Source organism: Maribacter litopenaei (genome assembly GCF_025244665.1).
Taxonomy (GTDB): domain Bacteria; phylum Bacteroidota; class Bacteroidia; order Flavobacteriales; family Flavobacteriaceae; genus Maribacter; species Maribacter litopenaei.
This window is the reverse complement of the sequence record NZ_CP104205.1, coordinates 836,424-849,183: the sequence shown is the minus strand read 5'-3', so window position 1 is coordinate 849,183 and position 12,760 is coordinate 836,424. Positions and strand designations below refer to the sequence as shown.

Here is a 12,760-nt window from a genome sequence, read left to right as displayed (position 1 = left end):
CTTTCCATCTTCACTTAAAAGAGGTTGTTTTCCGAAGCTGGATCCACAATTGCCAAACGCTCGTGGGCCAAAATGGCCTTCTCATCCGCATAAATACCACTCCAGTCCGGGCCTCTATGCCTAACTTTTTTAGACATTTCAAGCAATTGAGGTCTTAGTACATCCGTACTTTCCTTAACATCAAATGCACAAACAATTCCACACATACTATTATTTTTATAATAATTTCGATACAAAAATGAGTTTATAGTTTATAATATAAAACACATTCGTATTATATGATTACATATTTATACTATAAAACATCTATTTATATAAAATATAAATCATATCATTTTAAAATGAAAATATAAGAACCATTCTGTAAGTATGTTAAAATTTAACGACTTTTTATAAGAATAAGCTCAATGAAGTACTTAGCTTTGAAATACTAAAAATTTAACTTAATTATGAAGAAATTACTTTCAATCTCCTTGCTGTTCATTGCAGTTGCTTTCTGCAATGAAGTAAAAGCCCAAAAATTCTCCTGGATTGGACAAAAGTCCAATGGACATGGCCTCTTTTCCAACGGACTATAAAGTTTCTGAAAAAATGGTCAGAATTATCTATGGCAGGCCCCAACTTAAGAATCGCTCTTTGGCAGAACTGGCTCCCACTGGAGAAGTCCGGAGAACTGGTGCTAATGAAGCCACTGAGGTAACCTTTTACAAGGACGTAAATTTTGGCGGAAAAGATATTAAAGCCGGCAGCTATTCTTTGTTCACTATACCTGGAGAAGAGGAATGGACCGTTATTCTAAATAAAAACTTGAACCAATGGGGGTCGTATTTTTATGATGAAAGTGCCGATGTAGCAAGAGTAACCGTACCCAATGGATCTGATTCTTCTAGCTTGGAAGAGTTTTCAATAGCTTTTAAAGAAGTTGAGGATGGGGCCCATATGATTATGGGGTGGGACAAAACAAGAGTAGCTGTCCCCATTACTTTTTAAACTACATTTATCTTTAAATATATGAACCCCGGAATAACCGGGGTTTTTTATTTGTTTACCTTTAAATGAAGATGAATCGCCAATAGAACGGAATAAGAAATATCTTTTGACCTATACAATAGGATTTTACACTCCTTTATTTGGAATTTTTATGCTTCTTTTCCTTGATTCGAACATATATTAATTTGTTTCTTCCCTTGGAATCTTCACGACGCTCAATTTCAAAATGTGGAATGGAGTTTATCAATGGGGTCAACTTTTGAAAACCATAATTCCTAGAATCAAAATTTGGCTGCTTTTTTTGCAACAAACTCCCCACGTCCCCTAAAAAAGCCCAGCCATCATCGTCCGCAACATCATCTATGGTAGTTGCTATAAACCTCAAATCCTTGGGAGTGATTTTATCGATACCGCTCTTTTCCGTTTTTGAATTGTTTTTGACCGAAGCAGTATCCTCAGATTGGCTTTGTAAAATTTCCAAATAGATAAACCTATCACAGGCCACAATAAAAGGGTTGGGCGTTTTTCGTTCACCAATTCCAAAAACCTGCATCCCGGCTTCCCGAAGCCTTGTAGCCAATCTTGTAAAATCGCTATCACTGCTTACCAAGCAGAAACCGCTCACTTTCCCGTAATACAAAATATCCATGGCATCTATGATCATTGCAGAATCCGTGGCATTCTTTCCCTGTGTATAACCATACTGTTGTACCGGTGTAATGGCGTTTTCCAAGAGGACATTTTTCCACTTCCCTAATCTAGGATTGGTCCAATCCCCATAAATCCTTTTAATTGTCGGGTTGCCATATTTGGCGATTTCCTCCATCATTTCCTTTACGTACCCTGCAGGTATATTGTCACCATCAATAAGTACGGCCAAGTTTAAATCCATCCGAATAGTTTTCAGTAAAGTTACAGGGTTTTATTTCCTAAATGAGAATTGGTTCAATTTTAACTTGAATACTAGTCAGATTTGTTGAAGTAATTTTGTTGTAGTTCCACTAAGGCGGCCTTGTCTATAAGACCATCATGAACGACCAAACGATATTTTAGTACTAGTGGAGTTTTATTTGACAAAGTAGCGGGTACAGCACCCGGAAAAGGATAAACTGCATTTTGCATACTCGCCTTTGAACGAAGAATCCAAGTATTTGGATAACCAGGATTGTCACTTGATGGAATTATTGCCAAACCATATGGTTTATTCCTTTCACCCGTTTTACTTATGATGTTTATCCAATCATTACCAGGAATCGGAGTATTTTCCGGAGCAACATTTCCTTTGGAATCCTTAAACACCACAATATCAGATAATTGTAACCTAGCCGAAAATCCACCATATCCCTTTTCATCCTCAGAACCCCCTATTGTCATGCCTTCAAATAAACCTTGAAGCTGAATCTTAATGTCCACCACCCTAAAATTTGCCATTCGGGATAGACCGTTATCCAATTGGTTTCATTCACAAGCGGAATACGGGTGCCATTTTTGTCGACATTCAAAACCGATTCCCAGAGAACTTGAGATTTTAAGGTTACTTCTCCATTTCTTTCCTGTTCTTCCCTTGCACCTATTACATTCCATTCAAAATCCTTAATTTCCCAACCATCACCTATTCTTCTACCATTGATATACAATTGATGCCAAGCCCAAAAAATTCCCCTATGATGCAAATGATCTAACGGGAAATCCTCTGTAATGGGAATACCGTCCAAAGAAAAAAGCGGATGTATGTAATTCGCTCTCTTATACTTCCCGTCCCATGACTTTGGCTCTATCTGATATCGCATAACACTATCCCTACCTTCCATAAATACTGCAGAATTATCGGTAATACTCAGCGTTACTTTTTGGGAAAAAATACTGACATGGAATATTATAAAAACTGTGAAAAGGAACCTTTTGTTATTGGACATGTTTGACATTATAATTCTGAAATTATAAAAATTTTACCTCAACCAGCATGGGAACTAAATAGAAATTATAGAATTAGTACCTTACCCCAATAAATTAACGAACCGAGACCATACTCATGAAAAATAAAATCTCATCTCTAGCAATTTCTATTATACTATTGTTTATTACCATTGGAAAAGGCATGGCCCAAGAATCCAAAAGGGAGTTTTACGAACTTAAAACGTATACTATAAAAAACGAAGCACAAGAAAAAATCGTGGACAACTACTTAAAGAATGCCTTCTTACCGGCGCTTAAGAGAATGGGAATAAACAACATCGGGGTTTTTAAAATTCAGCCTGGAAAGTTTGTTATGGCCGACAAAATTTTTGTACTTATTCCGTTTTCTTCTTTGGACAAATTTGAAAAAATGGAAGCTTCCTTGGCCGTGGATAAATCCCATTTATCCGCTGGAGAAGAATATATTACCGCAAAACACAACAACCCTCCATACGAGCGAATAAGTTCCACATTAATGCGTTCATTCACCAAAATGCCAAAAATGAAACCAAGTCCTTTATCATCTGCAAGGGAGGATAGGGTATATGAATTAAGAAGTTATGAGTCCCCAACAGAAGCATTTTACGTAAATAAGGTTTCCATGTTCAATGAAGGCGAAGAGGTTGAGTTATTCGAGAGTCTAAATGCTAATGCCGTTTTTTATGGCGAAGTATTGTCGGGAGACAGAATGCCCAATCTTATGTATATGACCACCTATGAAAACATGGAAAAAAGGGATGCCCTTTGGAAAGCATTTGGAGCTTCTGAAAAGTGGCAGGAGCTCATAAGTGAAGAGAAATACAAGAACAATGTGAACAAGGCCGATATTTGGCTTCTCTACCCAACCGAATATTCAGATTACTAATCGTTATTGGTCAAAATAAACTCTACCCGTCTATTTTCATGTCGGCCATCGATTGTTTTATTTGTTTTCAATGGTCCGGAACTGCCATAACCGTCATGGGCAATCCTATTAGCTTCAACACCTTGTTCCAAAAGAAATTTGGCCACGGCAGCCGCTCTTTTTTTTGAAAGTTCAAGATTATAGGATATTTCACCAACATTGTCCGTATGGCCAGTGATTGAAATCGATACGGCGGAATTTGAGTTTAAATAGGAAACAATCTCCATCAATTCCGATTTCGAATTTTGAGATATTTCAAATCTGTCAAATTCAAAAAGCAAGCTTTTAAATGTATTTACCGTATTTAAGGAAAAATCCTTTTCCGATAATTTTGTTTTTGTGACTTGCATATTCTTTTCACCTTCTTGAGAAACCAAAGATACCATGTCAAGATAGTAATACGAGCCTTGGGTAGCTCGGCGTTTGGTCTCGGAAATATTTGTCCTTTTGTTATCCTTAAAATTTCCAATAATGAGATACTGCTCCGTACCGTTCGCCACAAATTCCTTTTCTACCTTGACCCAAGCGACATCATCTGAGTAAAAATCGGAATATCGAATTTCAAAATGATTGGAAACATCGCCCTGTACTTTTGACAAATGCATTTTAGAGAGCACTTTTCTGGTCTCTATTTGAATTGGGGTTTCCGTAAAAAGAATTCCGAATTCCTTCACGGCGAAATCCGACTTTTCTGCCAAACTTACGTAAAAGGAAAGTTTATACTTTTTATCCTTTTGGAGTGTAGAGATGAGCTGGGCCTGAATATATTCCCTATAATCATCAGGAGCATATAGATAGAGTCCCACATAACCCACACCAAATTCTGCAGGCTGTTCCCCGTTGAAATTTTTGGGCGTCCCCATGGCTTGACTACATGCATTAAAATAATCCGTAGAACCAAGAGTAGGTGTGTCCCAGTCAATTAAATCATCCTTGAGATTTCCCAATTTTATAGGACAATTCTCGAAAAGTTCAAAACTTGAGTTTTTAATGAGATTTTGCCCAACCAATAGGTGGGTTCCAAATACCAAAAAGCAAATTGGAAACAAATACTCTAGATAACTTTTCAAAAAACACCTCACTCCCCTAAGTTAGAAAATAAGGTGCTTTTTAGTATTAATTATCGATAATGGGTATTATAAATCGAATTTATAGGTAGCACCTGCCAAAATCTGAAAACCTTGAACTGGGTAATTTGCCCAACGCTGGTAGTTGTTATTGGCAATGTTAGCAGCCTTCACAAAGATGGACAATTGATTGTCCACCCTATATCCCAAATGGGCATTGGCGTCAAAAAAGCTATCCAAGTTGATTAAGGTTGCAGGATACTCAGATACCGGAACATTCTGTACTACAACGGTAGTAAAGTCCTCCCTTTCTCCCACATAGAACAAATTGGCGCCGGCAAACCATTTTTCACCAATCTGATAGTCCATAAACAGAGACCCCTTCAGATTGGGAAGATTCCAAGCAGGATTATCGGTCTCTGTATTATAATCATACACCTCAGCATTAATACCTAGAGTAAAATTCCTATTTACATCCACATTCAGCTCTCCGAAAACACCAATGGTTTTAATATCATCATAAAAGACCTCAAAGGAATTTCCATAGTAATATCCTTTTTCATCATCCCTGAAATTATTTTGGGGATTGAGTTTAAATAATGGTGAATTATTTTCAGCAGTATAGGATCCTTTTAGGTTATAGCTCAAGTTAGGCAGTAATTGTCCTCTCAAGCCAATATAAGCATTGTACTGACTATCTGTTGGAGCAATGGACAAGGTAGGGGACACAAAGGTATTTTCCTCCACAAAATCATAATAGGAGTTTTGCCGCAACTCCCCTTCCACGCCACCATAGGCAATGACAGTTTCATCGAGTACTCTATAGGATGCCTTTATGGCAGGATAGATATAGAAATTACCCTCACTAGCTTCCAAATTCATTCCATATACCAAATTTACTCCCAGATTAAGTGAAAAATCATCCCTGCGCATGACCAATCCAGGGCTGAGTCCTACTTGTAGGTGACCATATGAAATCCCTTGGTCGTTGGTAGGGTCATTGACACTGGCATTTTCAAATTCACCACCTACATAATCCACTTTTGCACCTATGGCGAATGCTTCATCGCTCAAAGGAGCCTCAAATGCAGCATTGAGTACAGCTCTATTCTCACCGGATTTAACCGCATCCCGAATCTCCTATATTTCAAATCCAGGCGCTTAAAAAAGGACTCCTCTACGTTGACATGTCCCCCAACTTCGCCCATGTAATAATTTTGTCGTTCATTGATTCCATTAACGGTAGCCTCGTCATAAACCCCTTCCGGAAGCCCATACCAATTATACAACTGATGTTGTAGTCCGATATCGGCACCCCAATCAAAGTCACGATCCCGCTTTTTAAAGGAAGCATCCAAGCGACTGTCGGTAAAAATATTATCCAATTGAACGCCTTCTATTTTACCTCTAGAGGAATTATGGTTGAAACCCAAATCAAAGGTCGCGTCCCTATCCACTTCCCTAGTTGTGTAAAATTCTGCGGTTGCGTTGCCGTAATTACCTCCCCCTGCTGACGCATATGTATTGAACAATTCCGGGGGCGGAATTCTTTCCACACGGGAAGCAGTCCCTTTTGAGGGAGTAAAGGTGGATGCCACGGGAACCGAAAAAATACTATAGTTAATTTTCTTTTTCTGTAATACTATAGAATCGTTGATATTGGGCATGGACTTAATTTTGAAGGCATCCGATACCGTTGGGGTATAGGCCTTGGTGACCGTAACCGTTTCTGTACCTAGGTCATCAGTTTCATCCTGTGAATGGACCATTTGTAGGCCCATCAATAATATAAATCCTAGTACTATTTTAATGCTTTTATACATATGTGTTCTATTGCTATGCGAGTTTACTCTTGATTTGGATCTACGGAAGAATTTCTCCGGGATTCCTTCGATTTAATGATAGATAGCTCTCCTTGGGCATCAGCCACTATTTCCGGGTATTGACCAAAATTGGAAATAACGCTGTCCAAAATATAGGTAGCCTGATAGGAGTCTCCCAAGGCATAAAAGTTTTTTGCCATCAAAACCAGTCCCTTACCACCCCATTCTTTGTAGGTTGCATAGTCTTTGGCCAATTTTTGTACGGAAATATTGGACGATTCAAAATCCCCTTCCTGATTCTTAAAATAGGCATCGTAATATAATGCCTCGGCTGCAGTAGCGCCTGATGCTATACCCAATACTTGGGCGTAGGCAGATTTTGCCTTTGATTCATTCCCCGTGGCAATGGCCGATCTCGCTATCATGATCTGGGCATCGCTTTTTATACGGTCGTCGATACTGGGTGTACTCAAAACTTTGTCTGCATATTCCAAAGTTTTAGTATAATTCTTCTGTTCGTAATACCCCTTCATCAAATTGGACTGTGCAAAGGTCCTGTTCTGCTGGATATTTGCCTGATCTTCCAATTTCAATAGATACGGAAGTGCAGTGGCATAATCTTGTTTTCCAATATACACTTCACAAACCCTGGTCAAGGCTTGCTCTGCATATTCGCTGGTGGTCTTATCGGCCACATATTTGTAATACGGCAAAGCTGAATCCTTATTGCCCTCACCGAAATAGAGTTGGGCCAAACTAAAATTAGCGTCCAACGCATGAAGTCCGTTCGGGAATTCCTGGATGTACTTTTTATACGCGCGAATGGCCGCATCTGTCTTTCCCTCCATATTTTGCTTTTGGGCCGATTCAAAAGTGGCATTATCCAATTCCGTATCGGTTACCTCCACAAAATCCAATCCGTTCACCCAACTGGCATACTCATCTACCCTACCCAAATCTACATATACCAATTTGGCAGTTGAAACAGCTTGTATTGCCTCCTGTGTGTTCGGAAAGTCCCTAACAACCGTTTTAAATTTGGCAAGCGCCTCATTGTTCCTGCTGGAATTATAATAAACGAGCCCCTGTCTCATTAGAGCTTGTGGCACTAGGGAACTTCCCTTGTATTCATTAATCAATCGGTCATAGGCTTGCAGTCCCTTATTCTCCTGCCCAGCCGAAACATAGGTGTTACCCAACTCGAACAAGGCATCGTCCTTAAATGTTGATCTCGCATACTGAGCTACGAAATTCTCAAGGCTCTCAATTTTGCTGGCCGTCCTATCCACAAAACCATAACTCATGGCTTTTTGATAGGCAGCATAGTCCTTTTCCGGTCCTGTTAGTGCCAGGGCCTTGTTATATGTTTCTATCGCTGGCCAATATTTACTGGTGGCAAAATAACTGTCGCCCAACCGTAAATATCCATCGTGCAGCTTTTGAACATCATCTTTTTGGGCATCGGTAAATGCATTAAAATAGGTAATGGCATTACCGTAGTCCTTTTGTTTAAAATAGGAGTATGCCAAGTCATAATCCACATCATTGCCTTCAGTAATGCTTCCGGAGACCGGGTTTTGTTTAAATGACCTAAAACCTGCCGCCGCCTCATCAAACCGATTTAGCAAGTAATCGGCTTCCGCCTTCCAATAGCACGCCCTGGCTTTAAATGAATCGTTGGCCGCACTGGCCAAGGATTTCCCCAAGACTTCTGAAGATGCATTGTAATCACCTTCCATGAATAATTCTATACCCCTGTAATAAGCTACTTTTTGGTAGGTTTCCTTACTGGCATAGTTCGGTTTTTTTCCAAAAGCTCCATCGCACCGGCAAAATTCTTGGAGGTAATAAAGGAATCCACCAACAAGGTCTGCATTTCCTCTTTATGCTCATCGTTGGGATAAGTATCCAAATAATTGGTGATTACCTGGGGAACTGGCTCATAGGCATTTCCAACTTCATAGCTCAAACGGGCGTAATTTAGAAAGGCATCCTTCTTTATATCTCGGATTAAAATCCATTTGGGAGGCATTTCTGAATGCGTTCAATGCTTCTTGCTTTTGGTCCTGCTTTAAATAACATTCCGCCAAATGGTAATAGGCATTTTGGGAAACACTATTCGTACCCCCAATTATTTTATTGAATTGGGCAATCGCATTGGTAAAGTCACCCTGCTTATAATAGCAATATCCTAGAAGGTAGTAGTCTGTATTGTTCCATTTTCCGCGTTTACCATTATATTCCTTTAAGTAAGGAATGGCATTCTCATATTGACCTAAATTGAAGTAACTTTCCCCAATGATTTTGTTTAGTTCTGATACCTCAGTTCTATCAGATTTGGGAAGTTGTTTTTTTGCAAGGGCGATAGCCTCTTCGAACTTACCAAGTTTAAAGTTCATATCTGCCTGATAGTAACTTAGTTTTTCCTCCAAAACATTTTGATCAGTAATCCGGTCAAAACGCTCATTTGCAGCCTCATAATCGTCCTGCTGATAGGAAATATACCCTAAGTAATACTTCGCCTGAGAACCATATACGGGGGAAGTGGTGACCTTTTCCAAATAACGCTCGGCCTCCTTTGGTTTATTCGAGGAAAACAAAGAATATCCATAATTAAAGTTGAATTTTTCCATTTCACCCCTAGACAGGGCCCCTTGGTCCACCTTCTTATACCATTTAAGGGCATAGGGATATTTTCCGGTATCAAAATAATACTCGGCCACGTCCGCAAAAGCGGAATTCCTTTTTGTGGAAGTTGGATAATTTTCAACAAAATCTTCCATCATTCTGTCCGCACCGGGCTGGTTCAGTCGTACCGCCGCGTTTGCCGCGTAATAGGCACTATTGGCCGCAATCTCCTCGTCCTTAGTTGTTGATTTTACCTTCTCGAAGATTGTTTGTGCAGCTTGGAACTGTTCGTTGTTATAAAGTGTCAGGGCTTCCTGAAAGTCCTTGTTCTCATGCGTGTAGATTTTGGACTCCTGGGCAGTACCCATCCAAAAAACTCCCACTGCCAATGGAAGAAAGGCGGTGATTTTATGAAGCATAGCGTTCTCTTACTATTTTGAATTACCGTTGTGTTAAAAAGGATAACGGCAAATATTGTACCTAAGTATGTGGGTTGTTGTTACAAAGGAAAAGAATTTGAAAAAGGGTACGCTGTTATCGATAGGAACTTATTACTTTTATATTAACATAGGACATATGGAAGAGACCGTTTTAGAATTAAAGGACGCATCTATTTTTCAAAAAGAGAGTTTGGTGCTTAGCGAAGTGAATATACAAGTGACCAAAGGAGAGTTTGTATATCTAATAGGTAAGACGGGTAGTGGAAAAAGTAGCTTTATGAAAACCCTATACGGAGATCTTCCTTTACAAAAAGGAGAGGGTAAAATTGTCGACTTTAATTTAAAGAACCTGAAGGAAAACGACATTCCCTTTCTTAGACGTAAATTAGGAATCGTTTTTCAGGATTTCAAGCTTTTGCCTGATAGAAATATCAACCAAAACATGCTTTTTGTGCTTAAAGCCACCGGTTGGAAGGATCAGGCCAAAATGGACGCCCAAGTGGTAGAGGTTTTGGAAAAAGTGGGCATGAAGACCAAAGGTTTTAAGTTTCCCCATGAACTTTCCGGCGGGGAACAACAGCGAGTTGCCATCGCTAGGGCCCTACTGAACGATCCCGAACTTATATTGGCGGACGAACCTACGGGAAACTTGGATCCACAGACCAGCGTGGAGGTTATGAAAGTATTGCAGGAAATCAACAAATCCGGCCGTACAATTTTAATGGCCACCCATGATTACGCCCTTATACTTAAATATCCTTCCAAAACCATAAAGTGCGACTCCAATAAAGTATTCGAAGTTGTGCAGAAGGCCGTTTAACCTCAGCTTTTTTATTCCCTATAGCCCAAACCATATGTGTCCGTAGGGTAGAGTATTCCTTTTTCTAATCGGAACAAATTAGTGAACGGGTCTTCCATCAAATCCAAATGGCCATCCAAATCCGCATACATGATATTGGGTATTGACAGAGCAAAATGTAACCCCGCGGAAATGCCCAAACCACACTCATCTATACATCCCACCATGGTTTCCATTTTTGCTGCCTTTGCTACCGAACTAATATGGGTTGCGGAAAGAATACCGCCCACCTTTTGCAGTTTGATATTAACCATGTCAACCCGCTCGTTTTGTGCCAAACGAAAAGCATCGGTCAATGTCTTTATACTTTCATCAGCCATTACGGGTACGTCTACCTGTCCTGTCACTTGCCCTAAATGTTCCTCAGATTCATGTTTAGTTGGCTGTTCAAAGATTTCAATACCTATGGCCGAAGTAGCCTTTACAAAAGCTATGGATTCTTGAACTGAATATCCCTGATTTCCATCAAATCGAAATTTTACATGGGGATATATTTCATGCAATCTGATCATTTTAGCAATGTCTTCGTCCAAGTCAGAACCTCCCTTAATTTTTAAAATATTGAAACCTTGGGTTACAAATTCCTTGGCCAAGGCCAAAGTATCTACCAAGTCCATTATTCCTATCGTAATACTAGTTGGAATACTGGAACGATATCCTCCCAAAAACTTATATAAGGGTACTTCCGCCTTTTTGGATATCAAGTCAAAAAGAGCCAGATCCACCATGGCCAAACAACTTGATTTTTTTCCTAAAAGTGTTCTTAGTTCAGAAAGAAGAAGGGCAAATGTAAAAGTATCCTTATTTTTTAAATAAGGTATTATAATGGAATCCAGGGCATTTATCACATCTCTTGGTATCTCATTCGTAACTTCCTTATCGGGTACGGAACAACCATAACCGACCAAATTACCATCGGTTTCAATTTTTAGGATAAAATTTGTGGTGGCATCAATGGTCTCGTACGCAATCGTATAAGGTACGGCAAGCGTAAGATCCAACCGTTCATAGCTTACCTTCGTAATTTTCATTTCAATTTTTCCCTTAGTAAGTCCACAAGCTCCTTTGCCCCATATTCCAATACATCATACGCCGGCAACTTGGTTTCCAGGGTAATTTTTTTACATATTTCAGGAATTTCTTCCTTGGTCATACCCTCATGATTTACCGTAATCGCAATGACCTCTCTTCCCGAAATAACTTCTATTGCTTTGATCTGCTCTTCCAAGGAATGAAGTCGATATCCAGGGAAGCCATCGTACTCCAATCTTTTTGGAGCGTGTTGCAGAATTACAAAGTCCGGTCTACCTGCGGCCAAAATTTCAAAACCACCTGGGTATGCTGGATTCATTAAACTTCCTTGACCTTCTATTACAATTACATCGGGATCTTCATTTTTCCAAGCACTTACCACTGCATGCTCTATTTCTCCGGAAACAAAATCATTGATACAGCTGTCCATGACCATACTATATTTGGCTCCCTGCATCCAGGCGGTCCGGCCCGTACCGATCATTTCCGCCTTCTTACCAGCATCTCTAAAAGCGTGCACTAAAATCCACGCCGTAGTTCTTTTACCTAAAGCGGAATCCGTTCCCAGCACGGCCAGTTTAAGGCAATCCACCTTTTCTATATCCCCGGTAAAAAAATGTAATTTGTCTCGATCTGGTGTTTTTCGAATATCACGGATGGTTACACCCTTTTCTTTGGCTAGCTGTACCAATTCTTGATCATTACTTAAAAAATCATGCAAACCACTATCCACGTTCATTCCTAGTTCCAACGCGTTTTTAATCGCGCTTTTGGCTTCTATGGGTAATCGTCCTCCATCCGGTGCCAAGCCAATGACCAAATACTGTGGGCGCTCGGCTACGTTTTCCAAAGCCGTTTTCAAATCCTTATAAACGGATACCCCATTAGGTTTTCCATCCAATACTTCACCCGCATCCTGCCCTGCATAGTTGGAATCCAAAACACCAAGAATTTTATATCGTTCGGTAAAACGTACCAACCCATGACCCGTCTTCCCATTTGGGGTATTAAAGGCTCCCTCGCAATAGACTAAGGCTTTGCCATCGATAACATTTTTCATT

Annotated in this window: 10 protein-coding genes and 2 pseudogenes; 3 read left to right on the top strand and 9 right to left on the bottom strand. The window is 39.8% G+C overall.

The window, feature by feature from the left end; genetic code table 11:
* Positions 1 to 14 precede the first annotated feature (14 nt).
* Positions 15 to 206, bottom strand: a complete 192-nt coding sequence (locus NYZ99_RS04430) for a hypothetical protein (RefSeq protein WP_260573846.1) — start codon at positions 204 to 206, stop codon at positions 15 to 17.
* A 325-nt stretch (positions 207 to 531) separates the two neighbouring features.
* On the opposite strand from NYZ99_RS04430, the gene NYZ99_RS04425 reads away from it, so the two are divergent.
* Entirely contained in the window at positions 532 to 990 is a 459-nt protein-coding gene (locus NYZ99_RS04425) for a DUF2911 domain-containing protein (RefSeq protein WP_260573844.1), read from the top strand.
* A 136-nt stretch (positions 991 to 1,126) separates the two neighbouring features.
* Here the strand turns inward: NYZ99_RS04425 and NYZ99_RS04420 are convergent, their stop codons facing one another.
* Both NYZ99_RS04420 and NYZ99_RS04415 read right to left on the bottom strand, forming a co-directional pair.
* Complete coding sequence (locus NYZ99_RS04420; RefSeq protein ID WP_260573843.1) at positions 1,127 to 1,882, bottom strand: NYN domain-containing protein; 756 nt, start codon at positions 1,880 to 1,882, stop codon at positions 1,127 to 1,129.
* A 71-nt stretch (positions 1,883 to 1,953) separates the two neighbouring features.
* Positions 1,954 to 2,780, bottom strand: a pseudogene (locus NYZ99_RS04415) (DUF6807 family protein).
* A gap of 242 nt (positions 2,781 to 3,022) precedes the next feature.
* Between NYZ99_RS04415 and NYZ99_RS04410 the strand changes: the two are divergent.
* Positions 3,023 to 3,811, top strand: a complete 789-nt coding sequence (locus NYZ99_RS04410) for an NIPSNAP family protein (RefSeq protein WP_260573841.1) — start codon at positions 3,023 to 3,025, stop codon at positions 3,809 to 3,811.
* Here NYZ99_RS04410 and NYZ99_RS04405 read toward each other — a convergent pair.
* The 4 genes and pseudogenes from NYZ99_RS04405 to NYZ99_RS04395 form a co-directional block, all read right to left on the bottom strand.
* Complete coding sequence (locus tag NYZ99_RS04405; protein WP_260573832.1) at positions 3,808 to 4,881, bottom strand: OmpA family protein; 1,074 nt, start codon at positions 4,879 to 4,881, stop codon at positions 3,808 to 3,810. The two genes, NYZ99_RS04410 and NYZ99_RS04405, sit on opposite strands and share 4 nt — an antisense overlap.
* Positions 4,882 to 4,986: 105 nt before the next feature.
* Positions 4,987 to 5,991: a porin family protein gene (locus NYZ99_RS21340; RefSeq protein ID WP_338039311.1), complete on the bottom strand. Its 1,005-nt coding sequence runs from the start codon at positions 5,989 to 5,991 to the stop codon at positions 4,987 to 4,989.
* A complete protein-coding gene (locus NYZ99_RS21335; protein WP_338039310.1) occupies positions 5,988 to 6,740 on the bottom strand; it encodes a hypothetical protein in 753 nt (250 codons plus the stop codon). The genes NYZ99_RS21340 and NYZ99_RS21335 overlap by 4 nt, the downstream gene beginning before the upstream one ends.
* 23 nt (positions 6,741 to 6,763) lie before the next feature.
* A pseudogene (locus tag NYZ99_RS04395) lies at positions 6,764 to 9,787 on the bottom strand (tetratricopeptide repeat protein).
* A 157-nt stretch (positions 9,788 to 9,944) separates the two neighbouring features.
* Between NYZ99_RS04395 and NYZ99_RS04390 the strand changes: the two are divergent.
* On the top strand, positions 9,945 to 10,628 hold the full coding sequence (locus NYZ99_RS04390) for a cell division ATP-binding protein FtsE (protein ID WP_260573830.1): 684 nt from the start codon (positions 9,945 to 9,947) through the stop codon (positions 10,626 to 10,628).
* An 11-nt stretch (positions 10,629 to 10,639) separates the two neighbouring features.
* Here the strand turns inward: NYZ99_RS04390 and NYZ99_RS04385 are convergent, their stop codons facing one another.
* On the bottom strand, positions 10,640 to 11,698 hold the full coding sequence (locus NYZ99_RS04385; protein WP_260573810.1) for a mandelate racemase/muconate lactonizing enzyme family protein: 1,059 nt from the start codon (positions 11,696 to 11,698) through the stop codon (positions 10,640 to 10,642).
* Positions 11,695 to 12,759: an N-acetyltransferase DgcN family protein gene (locus tag NYZ99_RS04380; RefSeq protein ID WP_260573807.1), complete on the bottom strand. Its 1,065-nt coding sequence runs from the start codon at positions 12,757 to 12,759 to the stop codon at positions 11,695 to 11,697. Before NYZ99_RS04380 ends, NYZ99_RS04385 begins: the two co-directional genes overlap by 4 nt.
* Between the last annotated feature and the right edge of the window lies 1 nt (position 12,760).

Coding starts and splice junctions, on each gene's coding strand:
- NYZ99_RS04390 (WP_260573830.1), top strand. CDS start 9,945: ATGGAAGAGACCGTTTTAGAATTAAAGGACGCATCTATTTTTCAAAAA.
- NYZ99_RS04410 (WP_260573841.1), top strand. CDS start 3,023: ATGAAAAATAAAATCTCATCTCTAGCAATTTCTATTATACTATTGTTT.
- NYZ99_RS04380 (WP_260573807.1), bottom strand. CDS start 12,759: ATGAAAAATGTTATCGATGGCAAAGCCTTAGTCTATTGCGAGGGAGCC.
- NYZ99_RS04385 (WP_260573810.1), bottom strand. CDS start 11,698: ATGAAAATTACGAAGGTAAGCTATGAACGGTTGGATCTTACGCTTGCC.
- NYZ99_RS04420 (WP_260573843.1), bottom strand. CDS start 1,882: ATGGATTTAAACTTGGCCGTACTTATTGATGGTGACAATATACCTGCA.
- NYZ99_RS04430 (WP_260573846.1), bottom strand. CDS start 206: ATGTGTGGAATTGTTTGTGCATTTGATGTTAAGGAAAGTACGGATGTA.
- NYZ99_RS21335 (WP_338039310.1), bottom strand. CDS start 6,740: ATGTATAAAAGCATTAAAATAGTACTAGGATTTATATTATTGATGGGC.